At 68.9% G+C, this 22,912-nt stretch carries 18 protein-coding genes and 3 pseudogenes; 19 read left to right on the plus strand and 2 right to left on the minus strand.

Features of this window, described 5'->3' with window-relative positions:
- Positions 1–68 precede the first annotated feature (68 nt).
- The 11 genes and pseudogenes from pheS (at position 69) to ACQ86A_RS07050 (ending at position 12,857) form a co-directional block, all read left to right on the plus strand.
- Positions 69–1,109, plus strand: a complete 1,041-nt coding sequence (gene pheS / locus ACQ86A_RS07000) for a phenylalanine--tRNA ligase subunit alpha (RefSeq protein ID WP_431279841.1) — start codon at positions 69–71, stop codon at positions 1,107–1,109.
- A complete protein-coding gene (pheT, locus tag ACQ86A_RS07005; protein WP_431279842.1) occupies positions 1,109–3,655 on the plus strand; it encodes a phenylalanine--tRNA ligase subunit beta in 2,547 nt (848 codons plus the stop codon). The genes pheS and pheT overlap by 1 nt, the downstream gene beginning before the upstream one ends.
- A gap of 372 nt (positions 3,656–4,027) precedes the next feature.
- The gene (argC, locus tag ACQ86A_RS07010) at positions 4,028–5,071 is read left to right on the plus strand and encodes an N-acetyl-gamma-glutamyl-phosphate reductase (RefSeq protein ID WP_431279843.1); all 1,044 of its coding nucleotides are present in this window, start codon (positions 4,028–4,030) and stop codon (positions 5,069–5,071) included.
- A pseudogene (gene argJ, locus ACQ86A_RS07015) lies at positions 5,068–6,239 on the plus strand (bifunctional glutamate N-acetyltransferase/amino-acid acetyltransferase ArgJ). Before argC ends, argJ begins: the two are co-directional and overlap by 4 nt.
- Positions 6,239–7,161, plus strand: a pseudogene (argB, locus tag ACQ86A_RS07020) (acetylglutamate kinase). Before argJ ends, argB begins: the two co-directional pseudogenes overlap by 1 nt.
- A gap of 47 nt (positions 7,162–7,208) precedes the next feature.
- Positions 7,209–8,369, plus strand: a complete 1,161-nt coding sequence (locus tag ACQ86A_RS07025) for an acetylornithine transaminase (protein ID WP_431280396.1) — start codon at positions 7,209–7,211, stop codon at positions 8,367–8,369.
- 45 nt (positions 8,370–8,414) lie between these two features.
- The gene (gene argF, locus ACQ86A_RS07030) at positions 8,415–9,344 is read left to right on the plus strand and encodes an ornithine carbamoyltransferase (RefSeq protein ID WP_431279844.1); all 930 of its coding nucleotides are present in this window, start codon (positions 8,415–8,417) and stop codon (positions 9,342–9,344) included.
- Between the two features lie 45 nt (positions 9,345–9,389).
- Complete coding sequence (locus tag ACQ86A_RS07035; protein ID WP_431279845.1) at positions 9,390–10,589, plus strand: argininosuccinate synthase; 1,200 nt, start codon at positions 9,390–9,392, stop codon at positions 10,587–10,589.
- Between the two features lie 7 nt (positions 10,590–10,596).
- Positions 10,597–12,053 (plus strand): annotated as a pseudogene (gene argH, locus ACQ86A_RS07040) (argininosuccinate lyase).
- On the plus strand, positions 12,053–12,187 hold the full coding sequence (locus ACQ86A_RS07045; RefSeq protein WP_431279846.1) for a hypothetical protein: 135 nt from the start codon (positions 12,053–12,055) through the stop codon (positions 12,185–12,187). Before argH ends, ACQ86A_RS07045 begins: the two are co-directional and overlap by 1 nt.
- Before the next feature lies 1 nt (position 12,188).
- Positions 12,189–12,857, plus strand: a complete 669-nt coding sequence (locus ACQ86A_RS07050; RefSeq protein ID WP_431279847.1) for a DNA-3-methyladenine glycosylase — start codon at positions 12,189–12,191, stop codon at positions 12,855–12,857.
- A gap of 44 nt (positions 12,858–12,901) precedes the next feature.
- On the opposite strand, the gene ACQ86A_RS07055 is transcribed toward ACQ86A_RS07050, so the two are convergent.
- Entirely contained in the window at positions 12,902–13,516 is a 615-nt protein-coding gene (locus ACQ86A_RS07055) for a hypothetical protein (protein WP_431279848.1), read from the minus strand.
- Positions 13,513–14,130 carry a DNA-binding protein gene (locus ACQ86A_RS07060; RefSeq protein ID WP_431279849.1) on the minus strand — a complete coding sequence of 206 codons (618 nt, stop codon included), beginning with the start codon at positions 14,128–14,130 and terminating at the stop codon, positions 13,513–13,515. Before ACQ86A_RS07060 ends, ACQ86A_RS07055 begins: the two co-directional genes overlap by 4 nt.
- 147 nt (positions 14,131–14,277) lie before the next feature.
- Here ACQ86A_RS07060 and tyrS point away from each other — a divergent pair, with 147 nt between their 5' ends.
- The 8 genes from tyrS to xerD all read left to right on the plus strand — a co-directional run bounded on the left by tyrS (position 14,278) and on the right by xerD (position 22,774).
- The gene (gene tyrS / locus ACQ86A_RS07065) at positions 14,278–15,579 is read left to right on the plus strand and encodes a tyrosine--tRNA ligase (protein WP_431279850.1); all 1,302 of its coding nucleotides are present in this window, start codon (positions 14,278–14,280) and stop codon (positions 15,577–15,579) included.
- Between the two features lie 36 nt (positions 15,580–15,615).
- Positions 15,616–15,774, plus strand: a complete 159-nt coding sequence (locus ACQ86A_RS07070; protein WP_431279851.1) for a hypothetical protein — start codon at positions 15,616–15,618, stop codon at positions 15,772–15,774.
- The gene (locus ACQ86A_RS07075) at positions 15,767–16,615 is read left to right on the plus strand and encodes a TlyA family RNA methyltransferase (RefSeq protein WP_431279852.1); all 849 of its coding nucleotides are present in this window, start codon (positions 15,767–15,769) and stop codon (positions 16,613–16,615) included. The genes ACQ86A_RS07070 and ACQ86A_RS07075 overlap by 8 nt, the downstream gene beginning before the upstream one ends.
- Positions 16,616–16,769: 154 nt before the next feature.
- Positions 16,770–17,687 carry an NAD kinase gene (locus ACQ86A_RS07080; protein WP_431280397.1) on the plus strand — a complete coding sequence of 306 codons (918 nt, stop codon included), beginning with the start codon at positions 16,770–16,772 and terminating at the stop codon, positions 17,685–17,687.
- On the plus strand, positions 17,680–19,404 hold the full coding sequence (gene recN, locus ACQ86A_RS07085; protein ID WP_431279853.1) for a DNA repair protein RecN: 1,725 nt from the start codon (positions 17,680–17,682) through the stop codon (positions 19,402–19,404). Before ACQ86A_RS07080 ends, recN begins: the two co-directional genes overlap by 8 nt.
- A 124-nt stretch (positions 19,405–19,528) precedes the next feature.
- Positions 19,529–21,232, plus strand: coding sequence for a CTP synthase (locus ACQ86A_RS07090; protein ID WP_431279854.1), 1,704 nt, complete (start codon positions 19,529–19,531; stop codon positions 21,230–21,232).
- Positions 21,232–21,858: an NUDIX domain-containing protein gene (locus tag ACQ86A_RS07095; RefSeq protein WP_431279855.1), complete on the plus strand. Its 627-nt coding sequence runs from the start codon at positions 21,232–21,234 to the stop codon at positions 21,856–21,858. The genes ACQ86A_RS07090 and ACQ86A_RS07095 overlap by 1 nt, the downstream gene beginning before the upstream one ends.
- A 10-nt stretch (positions 21,859–21,868) precedes the next feature.
- Entirely contained in the window at positions 21,869–22,774 is a 906-nt protein-coding gene (xerD, locus tag ACQ86A_RS07100) for a site-specific tyrosine recombinase XerD (protein ID WP_431279856.1), read from the plus strand.
- The last annotated feature ends 138 nt before the right edge of the window (positions 22,775–22,912 follow it).

Here is a 22,912-nt window from a genome sequence, read left to right on the forward strand (position 1 = left end):
CGGCAGGTTTCCCCACCGACCTGCACGACGGGGATGCGCGCTCCGACGGCGCACTAAACTTGGGTACCGTGTCTGATCCCACCGAAATCTCCGAAGCAACCGTCGAGGCCGCCGTCGCGGATGCGCTGGCCGCCATCGAAGCAGCGGCCGACTCCGCCGCGCTGAAGGTCGTCCGCCACGACCACACGGCAGAAGGCTCGCCGCTCGCGCGGCTGAACGCGAGCCTTCGCTCCGTCCCCAACGATCAGAAGGCCGCCGCGGGCAAGCTCGTCGGCCAGGCGCGCGGACGGGTGAACCAGGCTTTCGCCGCCAAAGAGGAGCAGATCGAGGCCGCGGAGACCGCCGCGCAGCTCGCCGCCGAGACGGTGGACGTGACGGCGGTACCGGTGCGCTGGCAGCCCGGCGCACGGCATCCCCTCTCCCTGCTGCAGGAGCGCATCGCCGACGTGTTCGTCGGCATGGGCTGGGAGGTGGCCGAGGGGCCGGAGCTCGAGAGCGAGTGGTACAACTTCGACGCCCTCAACTTCGACGAGGACCACCCGGCGCGAGCGATGCAGGACACGTTCTTCGTCGAGCCGACGAACGCGCACATGGTGATGCGCACGCACACCTCGCCCGTGCAGCTGCGTGCGCTGCTCGGCAACGAGCTGCCGGTCTACCGCATAGCGCCCGGGCGCGTGTTCCGCACCGACGAGTTCGATGCGACCCACCTGCCGGTGTTCCACCAGACCGAGGGGATCGCGGTCGACAAGGGCCTCACGATGGCTCACCTGCGGGGAACGCTCGACCACTTCGTCAAGACCCTGTTCGGCGACGAGGCCAAAGTGCGTCTGCGTCCCAACTACTTCCCGTTCACCGAGCCGAGCGCCGAGCTCGACCTGTGGCACCCGACCTTCAAGGGCGGCGCCCGCTGGATCGAGTGGGGCGGCTGCGGCATGGTCAACCCGAACGTGCTCCGCTCGGCGGGCATCGATCCCGAGGTCTACTCGGGCTTCGCTTTCGGTATGGGGGTCGAGCGGGCGCTGATGTTCCGCAACGACGTCAAAGACATGCGCGACATGGCCGAAGGCGATGTGCGTTTCTCACAGCAGTTCGGAATGGTGGTCTGATGCGCGTCCCTCTGAGTTGGCTCGGCGAGTACGTCGACCTCGAACCGGGAACCACGGCGGAAGACGTGCACGCTGCGCTCGTCTCGGTCGGTCTCGAAGAAGAAGACGTGCACACCTTCGAGATTTCGGGGCCCGTGGTCGTCGGCCAGGTGATCGACTTCGTCGAGGAACCCCAGTCGAACGGCAAGACGATCCGCTGGTGCCAGGTGCGCGTCGCGCCCGAGGGTGAGACGGCGGCCGATGGCGGGGATGCGGTGCACGGCATCGTCTGCGGCGCCCGCAACTTCTTCATCGGAGACAAGGTCGTCGTCACGCTGCCGGGCTCGGTGCTGCCCGGCCCGTTCCCGATCGCGGCTCGAAAGACGTACGGACACGTCTCCGACGGCATGATCGCCTCGGCGCGCGAGCTCGGTCTCGGCGACGAGCATGACGGCATCCTGCGCCTGGCGACACTCGGTCTCGACCCCGAGGTCGGCACGGATGCGATCTCGCTGCTCGGCCTGGACGACACGGCTGTCGAGGTGAACGTCACGCCCGACCGCGGCTATGCGTTCTCGATCCGCGGTATCGCCCGCGAGTACTCGCACGCCACGGGTGCGGCGTTCCGCGACCCGGCCGAGGCGGCGGGCATGCTGCTCGACGGTGCGCACGCCGCAGGCTTCAGCGTCGCGGTGGACGATCGCGACCCCATCCGGGGCCGTGCCGGGGCGAACGTCTTCGTCACCCGCGTCGTCCGCGACATCGACGGCAGCCGAACGACTCCGGCCTGGATGATCGCGCGGCTCAAGCTCGCGGGCATCCGGTCGATCTCGCTCATCGTCGACATCACCAACTACGTGATGCTCGAACTCGGCCAGCCCATCCACGGCTACGACCTGGACAAGCTGCGCGGCGGCATCGTCGTGCGTCGTGCGCATTCCGGAGAGACCCTCGTAACGCTCGACGATCAGACCCGCGCTCTGCACATCGAAGATCTGCTGATCACCGATGAGTCCGGCCCGATCGGACTCGCCGGCGTCATGGGCGGGGCGTCCACCGAGATCGGCGCCGACACCCGCAACGTACTCATCGAGGCGGCCAACTTCGATCCCGTGTCGATCGCCCGCACCGCGCGGCGGCACAAGCTTCCGAGCGAGGCGTCCAAGCGTTTCGAACGAGGCGTCGATCCCCGGGTCGCTGTGGCTGCAGCCGCACGGGTGGTGCAGCTGCTCGAGCAGCTCGCCGGCGGCCACGCGGATGCACTCGGCTCGCTCCTCGACGACGCCGGTGCGCCGGAGGCCATCGTGCTTCCGAAGTCCTACATCTCGTCGCTGGTCGGAGTGGACTTCACCGACGACGAGGTGCGCGGTGCGCTCGCGGAGGTCGGCGGAACAGTAAGCGAGTCCGGCGACAACCTGCTCGTCGTGCCGCCGAGCTGGCGCCCCGACCTGAGGGACAAGTCCGACCTCGCCGAAGAGGTGGCGCGCATCGTCGGCTACGACCGCATCCCCTCCGAGCTGCCCGTCGCACCCCCTGGCCGCGGACTCTCCCGGGAGCAGAAGCTGCGCCGCGCGGTCGCGCAGATCCTGGCGGACAACGGTGCCACCGAGGTCATGGCGTTCCCCTTCGTCAGCGAGAAGGCGAACGACACGTTCGGCTCGCCGGAGGCGGGCTCCGTGCCGGCCGTCAAGCTCGCGAACGCGCTCGACGCCACCGCGCCGTACCTGCGCACGACGCTGCTCGCGGGGCTGATCGATATCGCGAAGCGCAACCTCGCACGCGGACTCGTCGACCTCACGATCTATGAGCTCGGCACTGTGTTCCGTCCGGTTGCCGGAGCCGAGTTCGGCAGCGAGACGCTGCCCGTCGGCGCCGCGCTCCCGAGCGACGACGTGCTCGCATCGCTGAACGCGGGCATCCCGCCGCAGCCCCGGTATCTCGCCGGGCTCGCGGTCGGGCATCCGATCCTCAAACAGCCCGGTCAGGATGCGGTAGCAGCGGGCATCGCGGATGCGCTCGCCATGGTGGCGCAGACCGCCGCAGCCGTCGGCGTGACCGTGGAGCCCGTGCAGAGTGAGCACCAGGCGCTGCACCCGGGACGCACGGCTCAGCTGATCGCACGCGACCAGAACGGCGAGGGCATCCCCGTCGGTTTCGCGGGTGAGCTGCATCCGGCACTCGCGGCGGAATTCGATCTGCCGCGCGTGGTCGGTGTCTTCGAGCTGGACCTCGACGCTCTCGTCACGGTCGCACCCGCGGACATCGTCGCCGGCGTGATCGCCGGTTTCCCCGCGGCGACGCAGGACCTGTCGCTCGTCGTGCCCGACGGTGTCCCCGCGGGAGATGTCGAGAAGGCTGTGGCCGACGGCGCAGGTGGACTGCTCGAGCACATCCGTCTGGTCGATGACTACCGCGGAACGGGGCTGCCCGAGGGAACGAAGAGCCTGACGTTCGCCCTGCGCTTCCGCGCCGACGACCGCACGCTTACCGCCGCCGAGGCCAGCGAGGCCAAGCTCGCCGGCGCCGCCCGCGCCGCCGACCTGTTCGGCGCGCACATCCGCGAGTAGCCCGCGCACCCCATCCCGCCCCCGTCCTTGCGCGGCGGCGGGAAGGGGCGCACTAATTCAGGAGATATCGACCCGCAACGGCCGCATTCTCCGTAATTCCGGACAGAACAGCGGCGCGTCGCCCGAAGTCTCCGGAATTGCGTTGGCCGCCGCCGTCACCCCGGCGGATTCGCGTCGGGCGGTCCGCGCACGCTAGGGTTGCGGCATGCTTTCTCGGTGCATCACGGACTCGCGCTCGGCCTCAGCCGCCCGCGCCCTGCGCCGACGCCTCCGCGACCGCCGAATCTAGGCGGCGCTGACGCGACCCTTTGCGGGGCCGTCGTGGGTGCCGCCGTCGATCGGCCCCTGTCGTCCACTCAATAAGGTAGAAGCATGACTTTCTCGGTAGCCGTCGCCGGAGCATCCGGCTACGCGGGCGGGGAGATCCTCAGGATCCTCGCCGACCATCCCGGGTTCGAGGTGCGCACCGTCACCGCGCACCAGAACGCGGGGCAGCCCCTCGTCGCCCACCAGCCGCACCTCCGCTCGCTGCGGCATCTCACGCTCAGCGACACAAGCGTCGACAACCTCGCCGGTCACGACGTGGTCTTCCTCGCGCTGCCGCACGGCAAGTCCGGCGAGATCGCATCCCAGATGCCCGAGGGCACCCTGGTGGTCGATTGCGGCGCGGACCACCGCCTCGAGAGCCCCGAGTCGTGGGCGGCGTTCTACGGCGGCGAATACTTCGGTGCCTGGACATACGGCGTGCCCGAACTCCCCATCGGCGATGGCAAGCAGCGCGACCAGCTCGTCGGCACCAAGCGCATCGCGGCTCCCGGATGCAACGCCAGCGCCGTCTCACTGGCCCTCGCCCCCGGGATCGCCGCGGGCCTCATCGAGGAGGAGGACATCGTCGCGGTTCTGGCCGTCGGCCCCTCCGGCGCGGGCAAGAACTTGAAGACGATGTATCTGGCGAGCGAGGTCCTCGGCTCCGCGAGCCCGTACGCCGTCGGCGGCACTCATCGGCACATCCCCGAGATCCAGCAGAATCTGCGCAAGGCCGGGGCAGCGCATCCGACCGTCTCGTTCACCCCGATGCTGGTGCCGATGTCGCGGGGCGTGCTCGCCACGTCCACCGCCCGCCTCAAGCCGGGCGTGACCGCCGAGCAGGTTCAGGATGCGTGGGAGACCGCGTACGCCGGCGAACCGTTCGTGCAGGTGCTGCCGGCGGGAAGCGTGCCGCGCACGGCAGACGTTCTCGGCGCGAACACCGCGCTGATCGGCCTCGCGGTGGACGCGGAGGCGGGCCGGCTCGTGACCGTGCTCGCCCTCGACAATCTCTACAAGGGGACGGCCGGCGCTGCCATCCAGTCGGCCAACATCGCCCTCGGCCTCGAGGAGACCGCCGGACTCAACGTGAATGGAGTGGCCCCGTGAGTGTGACCGCAGCATCCGGATTCGCAGCCGCCGGCGTCGCGGCCGGCCTCAAGTCGAGCGGCAAGCGCGACCTCGCCATCGTTCAGAACCTGGGTCCGCTCAACTCCGCCGCAGCCGTCTTCACGACGAACCGGTGCAAGGCCAACCCCGTTCTCTGGAGCGAGCAGGTCATGGCCGACGGCGTCGTCTCGGCCATCGTCCTCAACTCGGGCGGCGCCAACTGCTACACGGGATCCCGCGGCTTCCAGACCACTCACGAGACTGCCGAGGCGGTCGGAGAGCGGCTGGAGATCAGCGCCGGCGACGTGCTCGTCTGTTCCACGGGCCTGATCGGTGAGCAACTCGATCTCGACCTGCTCAAGGCCGGGGTGTGGGATGCGACGCTCGCCATCTCGGCCGGCGATGCCGATTCCGACGACGCCGGTCTGGCGGCGGCCGAGGCGATCATGACCACGGACACCCGCCCGAAGCAGGCCGCTCGCACGTCTCCCGCTGGTTGGACCGTCGGGGGCATGGCGAAGGGCGCCGGGATGCTCGCGCCGGGGCTTGCCACGATGCTCGTCGTGATCACGACCGACGCCATGCTCGACTCGAAGCAGCTCGACTCGGCGCTGCGGAGCGCCACGCGGGTCACCTTCGACCGGCTCGACTCCGACGGCTGCATGTCGACGAACGACACCGTCGCACTGCTCGGATCCGGGGCGAGCGCGGTGCCTGCCGACCTCGACGAGTTCACCGCTGCGCTGACGGCCGTATGCCAAGACCTGGCCGAGCAGCTGCAGGGCGACGCGGAGGGCGCATCCCACGACATCGCCATCGAGGTCATCAACGCCGCATCGGAGGACGACGCGGTCACGGTCGGCCGCTCTGTCGCGCGCAGCAATCTGTTCAAGGCGGCCGTGTTCGGCAACGACCCGAACTGGGGCCGCGTTCTCGCGGCGGTCGGTACCACCGACGCGGAGTTCGATCCATACGGCATCGACGTCGCGATCAACGGGGTGCAGGTCTGCACCGCGGGGAGCCGGACCAGCCGCGCGACCTCGTCGACCTGACGCCCCGCGCCGTGCACGTGCTCATCGACCTGCACGCCGGCTCGACGACCGCGACCATCCTGACCAACGACCTCACCCACGACTACGTGCACGAGAACAGTGCATACGCGAGCTGATGACTGACACCGAGACCGATACAGATATCGACGCCGAGCAGGCCGACCAGCAGCTGGCCGCCGTCAAGGCCGCGACCCTCATCGAGTCGCTGCCCTGGCTGAAGCAGTTCCATGAGCAGATCATGGTCATCAAGTTCGGCGGCAACGCGATGGTCAGCCCCGACTTGCAGCGCGCCTTCGCCGAAGACATGGTCTACCTCCGCTACGCGGGCATCCACCCTGTCGTCGTGCACGGGGCGGCCCGCAGATCTCCGCGATGCTCGACCGGCTCGGCATCGAGTCCGAGTTCCGTGGCGGCTATCGCGTGACGACGCCCGAGGCGATGGATGTGGTGCGCATGGTGCTCACCGGCCAGATCAGCCGCGACCTCGTCGGCAACATCAACCGGCACGGTCCGCTCGCCGCCGCGATCTCGGGTGAGGATGCGGGGCTCTTCCAGGGCCGCAAGCGCGGCGTGGTGGTCGATGGCGAAGAGGTCGACCTCGGACTCGTCGGCGACGTGATCGGCGTGAATCCCGAGGCCGTACACGCGCAGATCGCGGCCGGGCGCATCCCCGTCGTGTCGTCGATCGCGCCCGACGTCGACGATCCCGGCCACTCGCTCAATGTGAACGCGGACGCGGCTGCCGCGGCCCTCGCTGTTGCACTCGGAGCGGCGAAGCTCGTGATCCTCACCGATGTGGCGGGCCTCTACCGCGACTGGCCGAACAGGGATTCTCTGGTGTCGATGATCGACTCCGACGAGCTGCGTTCGCTGTTGCCCGAACTCGAATCGGGGATGATTCCCAAAATGGCGGCCTGCCTCGACGCGGTCGACGGCGGCGTCGCGAAGGCGGCCATCATCGACGGGCGGGTGCAGCACTCGATCCTGCTCGAAGTCTTCACTCAGAGCGGGATCGGAACGGAGGTGGTGCCGTCGTGAGCACCCAGCAGGTGACTCAGGGCTGGACCGACCGGTTCGGCAACACGATGATGCGCACGCTCGCCACCCCGCAGCTGATGCTCGCGCGCGGTGAAGGCTGCTACGTCTGGGACGTCGACGGCAAGGAGTACCTCGACTTCCTCGCGGGTATCGCCGTGAACTCGCTCGGGCACGCGCATCCTGTGCTCGTGGATGCGGTGAGCCGCCAGATCGCGACCCTCGCGCACGTCTCCAACTACTTCGCCACGCCTCCGCAGCTGGAGCTGGCCGAACGGCTCACTCGCCTGACCGGTGCGGGCGCCGCCGGGCGCGTCTACTTCTGCAACTCCGGCGCCGAGGCTAACGAGGCGGCCTTCAAGCTGGCCCGACTCAACCGCGGCGCGAGCGGACGCCGCAAGCGCATCCTGGCCCTCAACAACGCCTTCCACGGTCGCACGATGGGGTCGCTCGCTCTCACCGGCAAGCCTCCGATGCGCGAACCGTTCGAACCCGTGCCGTCGGGCGTCGAGCACATCGAGTCGACGATCGCGGCCCTCGAAGCGGCCATCGACGACCGGGTGGCCGCGCTGTTCATCGAGCCGATCAAGGGTGAGGCCGGTGTGATCGATCTGCCCGAGGGCTTCCTCCGTCGTGCACGCGAGCTCACCGAGCAGCACGGCGTACTGCTCATCATCGACGAGATCCAGACCGGCATCGGCCGCACGGGCAAGTGGTTCGCGTACGAGCACGCCGGCATCGTTCCGGATGCGGTCACCATCGCCAAGGGGATGGCCGGCGGTGTGCCGATCGGCGCGCTGGTGACCTTCGGCTGGGCCTCCGAGCTCTTCTCGCGCGGCCAGCACGGGTCGACGTTCGGCGGCAACCCGCTCGCGACCGCCGCAGGCAACGCGGTTCTGGGTGAGATCGAGAACGCCGGCCTCGTCGAGAACGCCGCTCGCCGCGGTGAAGAGCTGCGCGCGATCATCCACGGCTTCGACTCGCCCCTGATCAGTGTGGTGCGCGGGTCTGGCCTGCTCGTCGGCATCGGTCTCACCGAGGGCGATGCGCACCGGCTCTCGGACGCCGCACTGCACCACGGGCTGATCGTCAACGCCCCGAACGAGTCGAGCATCCGTCTCGCCCCGCCGCTCATCGTCGGGGACGCGGAACTCGCGGGCTTCCGCGACCGCTTCGGGCGAGCCTTGGCGGACGTCGCGCCGCACCGCTGACGCCCGCCGCCTCCGCGCCCACTGACAACAGAACGAAAGAATCTCATGACCAGGCATTTTCTGCGCGACGACGACATCAGCCCCGCCGAGCAGGCGGAGATCCTCGAGCTGGCGGAACAGCTCAAGGCCGACCGTTTCGGCACCAAGCCGCTCGAGGGCCCGCAGACCGTCGCGGTGATCTTCGACAAGTCCTCCACCCGCACCCGGGTCTCGTTCGCGGTCGGCATCGCCGACCTCGGCGGCAGCCCGCTCATCATCTCGACGGCGAACAGCCAGCTGGGTGGCAAGGAGACCCCCTCCGACACCGCCCGCGTGCTCGAGCGCATGGTCTCGGCGATCGTCTGGCGCACTTACGCACAGTCGGGACTGGAAGAGATGGCAGCAGGCACGACCGTGCCCGTGGTCAACGCCCTCTCCGACGACTTCCACCCCTGCCAGCTGCTGGCCGACCTGCTGACCATCAAGGAGAAGCGCGGAAAACTCGCGGGTCTCACGATGACGTTCTTCGGCGACGGTGCGAGCAACATGGGGCAGTCGTACCTGCTCGCGGGCGCGACCGCCGGTATGCACGTGCGAATCGCATCCCCGGCCGACTACGCCCCGGCTCAGGATGTGGTGGCCGATGCCGAGAGAATAGCCGCGAACACCGGGGGCTCGGTCGCGCTCTTCACCGACCCGAGCCAGGCGGCTGCCGGCAGCGACGTGATGATCACCGACACCTGGGTGTCGATGGGCAAGGAGGACGAGAAGGCGGAGCGCATCGCCGTCTTCGGCGGGTATCGCGTCGACGCCGAGCTGATGGCGCTCGCCGCATCCGATGCCCTCTTCATGCATTGCCTCCCCGCAGACCGCGGCTACGAGGTGACGGCCGACGTCATCGACGGCCCGCAGTCCGTCATCTGGGACGAAGCCGAGAACCGGCTCCACGCCCAGAAGGCCCTGCTCGTCTGGCTTCTCGCCCAGAACGCGGCCTAGCCGCAAACTCTAAACTCGTTACGAAACACAAGCTGAAGGAGAATCATGGCGGAACGTGTTGTTCTCGCGTACTCGGGCGGTCTCGACACCTCGGTCGGCATCGGCTGGCTGCAGGATGCGACGGGTAAAGAGGTCGTCGCCCTCGCGGTCGACGTTGGCCAGGGTGGCGAAGACATGGAGGCCATCCGTCAGCGCGCGCTCGACTGCGGCGCCGTCGAGTCGATCGTCGTCGACGCGAAGGACGAGTTCGCCGACGACTACCTCATGCCGGCGCTGAAGGCCAACGCCCTCTACCAGAAGCGCTACCCGCTGGTCTCGGCGCTGAGCCGTCCGGTGATCGCCAAGCACCTCGCCGCCACCGCCAAGGCGCTCGGCGCCGACAGCGTTGCCCACGGATGCACGGGCAAGGGCAACGACCAGGTGCGTTTCGAGGCGGCCGTGGCCGCACTCGCGCCCGACCTGACCTCGCTCGCCCCGGTGCGCGACTTCGCGCTCACCCGCGACAAGGCGATCGTCTACGCGGCGGAGCACAACCTGCCGATCGTGCAGTCGAAGAAGTCGCCGTACTCGATCGACCAGAACGTCTGGGGTCGTGCGGTGGAGACCGGCTTCCTCGAGGATCCGTGGAACGCTCCGATTGAAGACCTCTACACCTACAGCGAAGACCCGGCGATCACGCGCGACCCTGTCGAGGTCGTCATCGCGTTCAGCGAGGGCATCCCCGTGTCGATCGACGGCAAGCCGGTCAGCCCCCTCGAGGCCGTGCAGCTGATGAACACCATCGCGGGTGGACAGGGCGTCGGCCGCATCGACATCGTCGAGGACCGTCTCGTCGGCATCAAGAGCCGCGAGGTCTACGAGTCGCCGGCCGGCATCGCACTGATCGCGGCGCACGAAGAGCTCGAGAACATGACCGTCGAGCGCGATGTGGCCCGCTACAAGCGCACGGTCGAGGCGAAATGGGCCGAGCTGGTCTACGACGGCCTCTGGTTCTCCGGACTCAAGCGCGCGCTCGACGTCTTCATCGATGAGACCCAGAAGCACGTCACCGGCGAGATCCGCCTCAAGCTGCACGCGGGCACCGCTGTCGTCACGGGTCGCCGCAGCGGCGAGAGCCTGTACGACTTCAACCTCGCCACTTACGACACCGGAGACACCTTCGACCAGTCGCTGGCGAAGGGCTTCATCGAGCTGTGGTCGCTGCCGAGCAAGATCTCGGCACGCCGCGACCTCGCCGGCGAGTAGGCAGCGGATGACCGACAACGAGCAGCCCGGCAGCCGGGCCGGCGAAGCGGGCGCCCTCTGGGGCGGCCGCTTCGCCGGCGGCCCGTCGCCCGAGCTCGCCGCCCTGAGCAAGTCGACGCAGTTCGACTGGCAGCTCGCGGCGTACGACATCGCCGGATCGCGGGCGCACGCCCAGGCGCTCGCCGGCGCCGGTTATCTCAGCTCCGAGGAGCTCGACGGGATGATCGCCGCGCTCGACAAGCTCGACCGCGACGTCGCATCCGGAGCCTTCGTCGCAGCCGAGACCGATGAGGATGTGCACTCCGCCCTCGAGCGCGGTCTGATCGAGCGCGCCGGGGAGAGCTCGGCGGCAAGCTGCGAGCCGGCCGCAGTCGGAACGACCAGATCGCCACGCTCGTTCGGCTGTACCTGCGGGATCACGCCGGCGCAATCGCTGAGCGCCTGATCGCGCTCATCGACGCGATCGCCTCGCAGGCGGACGCGCATCCCACGGCCATCCTGCCGGGCCGCACTCATCTGCAGCACGCGCAGCCGGTTCTGCTGGCGCACCATCTGCTGGCTCACTGCTGGCCCCTGGTCCGCGACCTGGAGCGGTTCGCCGACTGGGACAAGCGTGCGAACGTCTCGCCGTACGGTTCGGGTGCGCTCGCAGGATCGACCCTCGGTCTCGACCCGTTGCTCGTCGCCCGCGACCTGGGCTTCGCGCGCAGCTCCGAGAACTCGATCGACGGCACGGCGGCTCGGGATGTGGTTGCCGAGTTCGCGTTCATCGCGGCTCAGATCGGCGTCGACCTCTCCCGTTTCGCCGAGGAGGTCATTATCTGGAACACTCGCGAGTTCGGGTTCGTCACGCTCGACGACTCGTACTCGACCGGTTCGTCGATCATGCCGCAGAAGAAGAACCCCGACATCGCCGAGCTCACGCGCGGCAAAGCCGGGCGGCTGATCGGCAATGTCACCGGACTGCTCGCCACCCTCAAGGGCCTGCCGCTCGCGTACAACCGCGACCTGCAGGAGGACAAGGAGCCCGTCTTCGACTCGGTGACGACGCTCGAGGTGCTGCTGCCCGCCTTCACGGGCATGGTCGCGACGATGCACTTCCACACCGACCGGATGGCCGAGCTGGCGCCGCAGGGCTTCTCGCTCGCCACCGACGTGGCCGAGTGGCTCGTCAAGAAGCACGTGCCCTTCCGGGATGCGCACGAGATCACGGGCAACCTGGTCAAGTTCGCGGAGACGCGCGGGGTCGAGCTGAGCGAGGTCGATGACGAGGGTCTCGCATCCGTCTCGCCGCTCCTCACTCCGGATGTGCGTTCGGTGCTGACCATCGAAGGGTCCGTCGCGAGCCGGGACAACGTCGGCGGAACCGCGCCGACGCGCGTCGCCGAGCAGCTGGCGGAGCTCACCAAGCGAGTGCGCGAGATCGCGACGTCGCTGCCGAGCGTGAAGCGGGACCTCGTCTGATGGCCGCGCGCGAACGCCCCGAGAAGAAGGCGCCACGCTATCCGTGGATCATTCCGACGATCGTCGTCGTCGCGGTCGCCATCATCGTGGTCGGGCTGATCGTCGCGGTGGCCAGCGGCATCCGGATGTTCTGACGTGGCTGCAGGCGACGACGACGGGCTGTACCGCCCCGACCGGGAGTTCTTCCTGGCGTCGTCGCTCGAGGTCGCGCCGCTGCTGCTCGGGGGAGTGCTGCGGCACGAGACGCCCGAGGGGACGGTCGGGCTGCGGATCACCGAGGTCGAGGCGTACGTGGGAGACGGCGTCGACCCCGGCTCGCACGCTTTTCGCGGCCGCACGAGGCGTAATGCCGTGATGTACGGTCCGCCCGGCTACCTGTACGCCTACTTCACCTATGGGATGCACGTGTGCGCGAACTTCGTCTGCTCGCCGGAGGGCGAGGCGACGGCCGTGCTGCTGCGCGGGGCCGAGGTGGTCGAGGGACACGCGCTGGCGCTGGCGCGACGCTCGGGTGCGGTGGGCTCCGCAGCTTCGGCGCGGCCGGTGCGGGACGTCGCGGATCGCGACCTCGGCCGCGGGCCCGCCCGTCTCGTGGTGGCGGCAGGCATCACTCTCGAAGAGAACGGGGCCGACCTGTTCGCCGCGCCGTTCTCGCTGCAGCTGCCGCGCATCCCGCTGCCGTACGTCACGGGACCGCGCACCGGAATCTCAGGCGCCGGTGGTAGCGAGGCGTTCCCCTGGCGGTTCTGGTTGCCGGGCGATCCCACGGTCTCGCCGTACAAGCGGCACCCGAAGTCGCACTGAGTCTGCATACGCGGACTCAGCGCGCAACGCGGGCGATCGGAGGGTCAGGCGAACGACAGGCTGAAGATCGCTGCGCAGGCGGTGGCCCAGATGAGGCTGGTCAGGGTTCCGATGATGAAGCGCTCGCGGGCCTCGGGCTGTTCGAGCTCCGTGAACCGGCCGACGCCCTTGACGGCGACGATCACGGCGATCGCCTCGGGGAAGCCCGCCATGATCGTCGCCGTGGTGGCTAGACGCTCCAGGAAGCCGATCGTGGCTCCGCCGCGGAGAACCTCACGGGTGGGTTGGACTCCCTCCGCCCGGTCTTCGGCGGTCGCCCGTTCGGCGACGACGATGCCGCCGTGCATCCCGGGCACCCCGCCGCCGCCGGAGGCGAGCGCGAACACGAGCTGCGACGCGGGACCGCCCCCGAGGACGCTGAGCGCGAGCGCCACGATGCCGATGAGCGCCCGGAACAGTGGAGGCGCATCCGGAACCGGCAGGGCCGAGATCAGCACGGCCAGCGCGAGCAGGCCCGCGGCGACGTAGACCAGCGGACGGCGCGGGCTGCGCAGGGCGAACAGTACGCAGCACAGGGAGGCGATCGAGAGGATCAGCACCGAGCACCACGCCAGCACGGGGCCGATCGCGCCGAGGAAGAGGGGGAAGTGGGGGATCATGCAGTGTCCGTTCGCAGCTGGGCGTCGTCGAGGCTCTTCAACAGCCTAGTCAGCGGTCCGATCGCGGCGAACTCGGTTCGGAGCGCGCCCGCCCGCGCGCGGTCGCTGGCCGACTGCGGGGTGATGCCGAGCCTGGCGCCCGCCTCCGCCTGGGTGAGCCCCGAGGTCACGAGGTCGTACAGTTCCCAGCCCGCAGGGGAGCGGCTCTCCCGGATGCTCAGCAGCAGGTTGACGAGCGCCTCCGCGTCCTCGGCGGGCTGGGGGGCGACCACCGCGTTCGCGGCGAAGCGGGTGGGTGCGCGTTTCGCCCGCGTGACCGCCTCGCGTGCGGCGATGAACGCATCCCCGCTCGCCTCCCTCGTCTCAGCGGGCAGCGGCGTTCGGACGCTGCCCGCGCCGAGCCCGACGCTCCACTGGCCGCGGCGGGTCAGTTCGAGGACGAGGTCGAGCGCGGTACCCGCATCCGCGGTGAGCGCCTGGATCTCGTCGCCGGCATTGCGGTCGACGGGGAGTTCGAGGCGGTCGCGATAGCGGTGGTTCAGGTCGTCGAGGGCACCCGCCACGATGTCGGGGCCGGTTCTCGAGTCCACCTGGTCGGCGGTGACGACGAACATGGATGCTCCTCTCAGCCTGCAAAATAAGGCTTGGAAACCTGATGAATACCGTATCAGGCCTCCATCCCTGATGCAAGTATGATCAGGCTTGTAAGCCTGATAAAGGGGAGATCAGGGCTGCAGCCCTCCCGCTGATACCCTGAATCCGTGTCCGACTCCGAAACCCTCCAAGCACAGTCCAACGACCCGTCTTTCGACGACGTCTGGGATGAGCTGAAGTGGCGCGGGCTCATCCACGTCTCCACGGATGAAGCAGCGCTGAAACAGCTCCTCGCGGGCGAGCCGGTCACCTATTACTGCGGGTTCGACCCGACAGCGGCCAGCCTGCACCTGGGCAACCTGGTGCAGCTGCTCACCATGCGCCGCCTGCAGCTGGCCGGTCACAAGCCGCTCGGGCTCGTCGGCGGATCCACCGGCCTGATCGGCGACCCGCGGCCCAGCGCCGAGCGCACGCTGAACACAAAGGAGACGGTGTCGGAGTGGGTCGGCTACCTGCAGGCGCAGGTGTCGCGCTTCCTCAGTCCTGAAGGCGACAACGCCGTACGGCTGGTCAACAACCTCGACTGGACGGCGCCGCTGTCGGCCATCGACTTCCTCCGCGACATCGGCAAGCACTTCCGGGTCGGCACCATGCTGAAGAAGGATGCGGTCGCCGCGCGCCTGAACTCGGACGAGGGCATCAGCTACACCGAGTTCAGCTACCAGATCCTGCAGGGCATGGACTTCCTGGAGCTCTACCGCCAATACGGCTGCGTGCTGCAGACCGGCGGCAGCGACCAGTGGGGCAACCTCACGAGCGGAACCGACCTCATCCGCAAGGTCGAGCGCGCCAGTGCGCACGCCATCGGCACGCCGCTAATCACCAACAGCGACGGCACCAAGTTCGGCAAGAGCGAGGGCAACGCGATCTGGCTCGATGCCAAGCTCACCAGCCCGTACGCGATGTACCAGTTCTGGGTGAACACCGACGACGCCGACGTGATCGACCGCATCAAGGTGTTCACCTTCCTGACCAGGGCAGAGATCGAGCGCCTCGCGAAGGCGGTCGCCGACGAGCCGTTCCGCCGCGAGGCGCAGCGCCGGCTCGCGTTCGAGGTCACGAGTCTCGTGCACGGCGTCGAGGCGACCGAGGCGGCCATCGCGGCCGCGCAGGCGCTGTTCGGCCGGGGCGAGCTCGGGGCGCTCGACGAGTCCACCCTCGAAGCGGCCCTTCGCGAGCTTCCGAACACGACCACCTCGCCGACCGCGACCGTCACCCAGTCGCTCGTCGACACGGGGTTGACGACCAGCCTGGGAGAGGCGCGCCGCGCCATCGCGCAGGGCGGGGTCTACCTCAACAACGTCAAGGTCGAAGACGGGGAGATCCCCGTCGGCGAGACCCTTCTGCTGGATCGGATGGCGGTGCTGCGGCGCGGCAAGAAGACCCTGGCAGGACTCTTCGTCGAGTGACCCGGGCGGGCGCCGTGTTTCGCGTACCGTAGAGACATGGATGCTCAGGAGAAGAACGGCGCGGACGACGCGCTCGTTCCGCGGCTCAACCTGATCGAGGATCAGCCGCTCGCGGCGCGCGCGGATGCTTATGCCCAGGTGCACGACGAGCTCCGCGACCAGTTGGAGGGCGGCGACGTCCCGCGGAATGGCTGACGACGCAACGGGCGCCGGCGACTCTCTCGCCGCGGGCGACTCCGAGGTCAGGCTGGACGTGGCGCTCGCCGCACGCGGTCTGGCGCGGTCGCGCACGCACGCGGCCACGATCATCGCTGAGGGTCTCGTGACGGTGGATGGCCGCGCCGCGGTGCGCCCCTCCGTCAAGGTGCGCGACGCCCAGGTCATCGTCGTCGCAGGCGTAGACGCCTACGTCAGTCGCGGCGCCCACAAGCTCATCGCCGCCCTGGATGCGTTCGACGTACTCGTCGAGGGGCGCACGGCGCTCGACGTCGGCGCCTCCACCGGCGGGTTCAGCCAGGTGCTCCTCGAGCGCGGCGCCGCCCAGGTGATCGCGATCGATGTGGGCCATGGACAGCTGGCACCATCCCTCGCTCTGGAGACCCGGCTGCTCTCGTTCGAGGGGATCAACGCCCGCGCTCTCACGGCCGCGGCGCTGGAAGGGCTCGTCGGCCGTGCCGTCCGTCCCGACCTCGTCGTCGGCGACATCTCCTTCATCTCCCTCACCCAGGTGCTCCCCGCGCTGGTCGAGACGGCCGCCGACGGCGCGGACTTCGTTCTGCTCGTCAAGCCGCAGTTCGAGGTCGGCCGAACGGGCATCAAAGAGGGGATCGTCCGCGATCCTGTCCTCCGGAGCGAGGCCGTGACGAACGTGCTGTGGTCCGCACACGATCTGGGGGTCGGCACGGCCGGATTCGTGGCCTCCCCGATCGCGGGCAGCCAGGGCAACCTCGAGTACCTGGTGTGGCTGAGCGCGACGGTCGGCACGAATCCGACCGAGTGGTTGCCGATGGTCGAGGTGGTGACCTCACGGAACTGACGGTCTCAGGATGCGCGGCGAGCCTCGGTCACGTCCGCTCCGCTCATCCACAGCCCCCGTTCATCCACACCCTCAGGCACCGTTCACCCACGAACGCGCTCGATCAGACAGAATGGGTAGACCGTATCGACGTGAGGATGGGAGCGTGACGCCTATGGGTGCACCCGAGCGGTACATCCTCGTCGTCGCGCACACAGGTCGCCAAGATTCACTCGCAGCCGGGGTGGAGGTCTGCGCCCAGCTGATCGATGCCGGTGTCGTGCCTGTGCTGAGCGCCGACGAGCGACGCGACCTCCTGGCTGCCGAACCGAGCTTCGGCCGCGTCGCTGTCCTCGGCGTCGACGTGCAGCCCAACGAGCTCGAACTCGTGATCGTGCTGGGCGGCGACGGCACCATCCTGCGCGCAGCAGAACTCGTACGCGGGTACTCGGCGCCGCTGCTCGGCGTCAACCTCGGTCACGTCGGCTTCCTCGCCGAGAGCGAGCGCGACGACCTCGAGCTGGCCGTGGCCAGGGGGCTCGCCAAAGACTACGAGGTCGAAGAGCGCATGACGCTCTCTGCCCGGGTCAAGGTGGGCAAAGAGGTCGTCTACGAGAGCTGGGCGCTCAATGAGGCCACGGTCGAGAAGGCGAGCCGCGAGCGGATGCTCGAAGTCGTCATCGAGGTCGACGGCCGCCCGATGTCGAGCTTCGGCTGCGACGGCGTCGTGATGTCGACGCCGACGGGCTCCACCGCATACTCGTTCTCCGCTGGCGGCCCTGTCGTCTGGCCCGGCGTCGCCGCGCTGCTGCTCGTGCCGCTCAGCGCGCACGCCCTCTTCGCGCGTCCCCTCGTGGTCGACGCCGATTCCTCGCTCGCCGTCGAACTGCTCGAGCGGGCCGGCGGGTCAGGCATCCTCTGGTGCGACGGACGACGCGCATACGACCTGCCGCCGGGTGCGCGCGTGGTCGTGCGGCGCTCGCCGATCCCTGTGCGACTGGCCCGACTGCATCCTGGACCGTTCACCGATCGCCTGGTGCAGAAGTTCAACCTGCCCGTCACGGGATGGAGGGGGCCGGCAGGACGTGACTGAGCACCGCGCAGGCATCGAAGAGATCTCGATCAAAGACCTGGGCGTCATCGCCGACGCCTCCCTGCCCCTGGGCCCCGGATTCACGGCCCTCACCGGCGAGACCGGCGCGGGCAAGACGATGGTCGTCTCCGCCCTCGGGCTATTGCTCGGCGAGCGGGCCGACACCGGGGCCGTGCGCCTCGGTAGCCCGCAGGCCTGGGTCGAAGGCCGGTGGCGCGTCGCCGACGGCGGCGAGGTCGTCGAACGGGTTCGGGATGCGGGCGGCGACGTCGACCCTCTCGGCCAGGGTTCCGCAGAGCTCGTGCTCTCACGCTCCGTCTCGGCGGAGGGACGTTCGCGTGCCGTCGTCGGCGGCCGGAGCGCCCCGGTCAGCGTGCTCACGGAGCTCGGCGGCCAGCTGGTCGTCGTGCACGGTCAGTCCGACCAGATCCGGTTGCGGTCGGCGGTCGCCCAGCGCGAAGCCCTCGACCGCTTCGCTGGAAGCCCGCTGGCCGACGCGATCGAGACGTACTCGCACGTGTTCCACCGCTGGCGCGACAACCGGGCCGAGCTCGAAGAGCTCGTTGCCGATCAGGACAGACGTGCTCGTGAAGCCGAGGATCTTCGCCTCGCGATGGCCGAGATCGAGGCCGTGGCACCGCAGCCGGGCGAAGACGTCGAGCTCGCCGAGCGTGCCGAACGCCTCTCGAACCTCGAAGATCTGCGCCTCGCCGCTGCTGGCGCCCGGGAACTACTTTCGGCCGAGGAGTCGGAGGGCGCGGATGCGCTCGGACTGCTCGACAACGCGCGTCGCCAGCTCGAACGCGTCTCGAGCCACGATGCGCAACTCGTCGCTGTGGCCGAGGCGGTCGCGAACGCCAACTACCTGGTGTCGGATGTCGCCGCGCAGCTCTCCACATATCTCGCGACCCTCGACACAGACGGTGCCCGCGAGCTGGAGATCGTGCAGGAGCGGCGCGCCGAGCTCGCGACGCTCATCCGCAAGTACGGACCGGGTCTCGACGATGTGATCGAAGCCCTCGATACGGGCAGCTCCCGGCTGTTCGAACTCGACGGCGACTCCGAGCGCATCGACCAGCTGCGCGCCGAGGTCGAGGCCGATGCCGTGCTGGTCGCGGAACTGGCGGACGACCTCAGCGCGCGTCGCCGCGAGGCTGCGGAGCGGTTGAGCGACGCGGTCTCTGAAGAACTCACCGCCCTCGCGATGGCCGACGCGCGTGTGGTGGTCGAAGTGACCGAGCGCGACGAGTTCACCGCGATCGGGCGCGACCAGATCTCCATCCTGCTGCAGCCTCATTCGGGCGCAGAACCCCGCGCTCTCGGCAAGGGCGCCTCGGGCGGCGAGCTCTCCCGGGTCATGCTGGCGATCGAGGTCGTCATCGCGGGGAGCGATCCGGTCCCCACCTTCATCTTCGACGAGATCGATGCGGGGGTCGGCGGGGCCTCGGCCATCGAGATCGGGCGTCGTCTGGCGAGACTCGCGGAGACTTCCCAGGTGATCGTCGTCACCCACCTCGCGCAAGTCGCCGCGTTCGCGAACAACCACCTCACGGTCGTGAAGGGCAGCGACGGATCGGTCACGGAATCCAGTGTCCGCCAGCTCACGGGCGACGAACGGATCGCCGAGATGGCGCGGCTGCTCTCGGGGCTTCCCGATTCGGAGAGCGGGCTAGCCCACGCCCGCGAACTCGTCGACATGGCTTCGGCCAAGCGCTGAGCCGTTCTGCAGCCGTTCTGCGGCCGTTCTGCGGCCGTTCTGCGCGCACGGGAGCGATCCGGAAGCGCTGCGACGCTCATCCTGAGCACCGAGCATCCCGAATCGGGTGATAGCATAAAAGCCCGTGGTGGATAATTCAGACGCGGGCATTTCAAACGGCATTACCAAGCACATCTTCGTGACGGGTGGTGTCGTTTCTTCGTTGGGCAAGGGCCTGACAGCGGCCAGCCTGGGCAACCTTCTGACGGCTCGCGGACTCCGCGTCGTCATGCAGAAGCTCGACCCATACCTGAACGTGGATCCGGGAACGATGAACCCGTTCCAGCACGGCGAGGTCTTCGTCACCGACGACGGGGCTGAGACCGACCTCGATATCGGTCACTACGAGCGCTTCCTCGACATCAACCTCGGGCAGTCGGCCAACGTCACGACCGGCCAGATCTACTCGAACGTGATCGCCAAGGAGCGCCGCGGCGAGTACCTCGGCGACACAGTGCAGGTCATCCCGCACATCACCGACGAGATCAAGCGCCGGATGCGGCTGCAGGCGCAGCCCGGACCGAACGGCGAGCCGCAGCCCGACGTGATCATCACCGAGATCGGTGGCACGGTCGGCGACATCGAGTCGCAGCCGTTCATCGAGTCCGCCCGTCAGGTTCGCCACGAGCTCGGCCGCAAGAACTGCTTCTTCGTGCACGTCTCGCTCGTGCCGTACATGAACGCGTCGGGCGAGCAGAAGACCAAGCCGACGCAGCACTCCGTCGCAGCGCTGCGGTCGATCGGTATCCAGCCGGATGCGCTGGTGCTCCGCAGCGACCGCCCCGTCTCCGAGTCCAACAAGCGCAAGATCGCGCTCATGTGCGACGTCGACGAGTCGGCCGTGGTGAACGCGGTCGACGTGCCGAGCATCTACGACATCCCGACGATGCTGCACGACCAGGGCCTCGACGCGTACATCATCGAGCAGCTCGGACTGGACGCCGGCGACGTGAACTGGGACGGCTGGAGCGACCTGCTGCGCGCTGTCCACGACCCCAAGCACGAGGTCACGATCGGCGTGGTCGGCAAGTACATCGACCTTCCGGATGCGTATCTCTCGGTCACCGAGGCGCTGCGCGCCGGCGGGTTCGCACACAACGCCAAGGTCAAGCTCAAGTGGATCGCCTCGGACGAGTGCCAGACCGCCGATGGTGCCGCCCACATGCTGTCCGACGTCGACGCGATCTGCGTTCCCGGCGGGTTCGGCGTGCGCGGGATCGAGGGCAAGGTCGGTGCGCTGCGCTTCGCCCGCGAGAACGGGATCCCTGCGCTCGGACTGTGCCTCGGCCTGCAGTGCATGGTCATCGAATACGCCCGCCACGAGACCGGACTTCTCGGCGCATCCTCGTCTGAGTTCGACCCCGACACCGAGTTCCCGGTGATCGCGACGATGGCCGAGCAGGTTGAGATCATCGCCGGCGGCGACCTGGGCGGCACCATGCGCCTCGGCCTCTACCCGGCGACGCTCGCCGAAGGCTCCATCGTGGCCGAGGTCTACGGCGCGCCCGAGGCATCCGAGCGCCACCGTCACCGCTACGAGGTCAACAACAACTACCGCGAGCAGATCGCTGATGCCGGCCTGTGGTTCTCGGGCACCTCGCCCGACGGACACCTCGTCGAGTACGTCGAGCTGCCGCGCGAGGTGCACCCGTACTACGTCGGCACGCAGGCGCATCCGGAACTGCGGTCGCGGCCGAACCGCGCGCACCCGCTGTTCCGCGGGCTCGTGGGCGCCGCCCTCGACCGCCAGAAGGCCAGCCGGCTGTTCGAAGTCGCGGCCGAAGCCTGATGCCGGAGCTCATCGCCGACGAGCCGTTCTCGCCGGAGATCCTCTCGACGGAGGTTCCTTTCGAGGGCGCGATCTGGAACATCCGTCGAGACAAGTTTCCGTACAACGGTGCCGAGATCACACGCGAATACGTCGACCACACGGGAGCCGTCGCGGTCGTCGCGCTCGATGATGACGGCCGGGTGCTGCTCATCAAGCAGTACCGTCACCCGGTTCGCCAGCGCGAGTGGGAGATCCCGGCCGGGCTGCTCGATGTGCATGGTGAGGCACCATTGGCCGCCGCGAAGCGCGAGCTGGCCGAGGAGGCCGACCTGCAGGCCGACCAGTGGCACGTTCTCGCCGAGTTCTTCACGACGCCCGGCGGCAGCGACGAGGCCATCCGCATCTACCTGGCCCGCGGTGTGCATCCTGCGGACGAGGTGTTCGCGCGCACCGACGAGGAAGCCGACATGGAGGTGCGCTGGGTTCCGCTCGACGATGTCGTGGATGCCATCCTCGCGCGTCGCGTGCAGAACCCGTCGTTGATCGTGGGCGCTCTCGCGGCCCGCACCGAGCGGGAGCGGGGATGGGCGCAGCTGGCACCCGCGGACGAGCCCTGGCCGCGGCATCCCAAACTCCGATCGTGATCGTCGAGCGATGACGACCGAGACGGCTGTGGACTCGTACCTGCGGCACGTCTCGATCGAGCGCGGGCTCTCGGCGAACACCGTGGCCGCCTATCGGCGTGACCTCGGTGTGTACGCGGCGTGGCTCGCATCCCGCGACATCGGCTCGTTGAACGACGTCACGAGCGGGACGATCTCCGAGTTCGCGATTCACCTCGGATCCCGCGAGGAGTCGCCGCTCACCGCCTCTTCGATGGCCAGGATGCTGTCGACGGTTCGCGGGTTCCACCGGTTCCTGCTCGACGAGGGCCTGGTCGAGACGGATGCGTCCCACGAGGTGAAGCCGCCCAAGCTCAAGAGCCGTCTGCCGAAGGCGATCACGGTCGACCAGGTCGGAGCACTGCTGGCCGCGACCGACGGCGAGGGGTTGCAGGCCCTGCGGGACAAGGCTCTGCTCGAACTCCTCTACGCGACGGGCGCGCGGGTGAGCGAAGCGGTCGCGCTGAACGTCGACGACGTGATCGACGACGACATCGTCCGACTGACCGGCAAGGGCAACAAGCAGCGGATCGTGCCCCTCGGCAGTTACGCGCGCGCAGCGATCGACGCTTACCTGGTGCGCGCCCGTCCCGCTCTGTCGACGCGGGGCAAGGCGACACCCGCTTTGTTTCTCGGGATGCGCGGGGCGCGGGTCTCCCGGCAGAACGCTTGGCTGATCATCCGTGCCGCCGCCGAGCGCGCTCACCTGACCGTCGAGATCTCACCGCACACGTTGCGCCACTCGTTCGCGACGCACCTGCTCGCCGGCGGGGCGGATGTGCGGGTCGTGCAAGAGCTGCTCGGCCACTCGTCGGTCGCGACCACCCAGATCTACACACTGGTCACCGCGGACACCCTGCGCGACGTCTACACGTCCGCCCACCCCCGCGCCCGCTGACGCCGCGCACGCCGGCGCGGGCGCGGGTGAACGGGGCGGAAGCGCTCGGTGGCGCGCGGCGGTGCGGCCCGCGAACCGGGGGAGCGCCGTTAGACTGGGGCGCGGTAGGGTCCGCGAGAGTCGGGCACGACGACGGGG

The organism is Leifsonia poae (assembly GCF_050632195.1).
Taxonomy (GTDB): domain Bacteria; phylum Actinomycetota; class Actinomycetes; order Actinomycetales; family Microbacteriaceae; genus Leifsonia; species Leifsonia poae_C.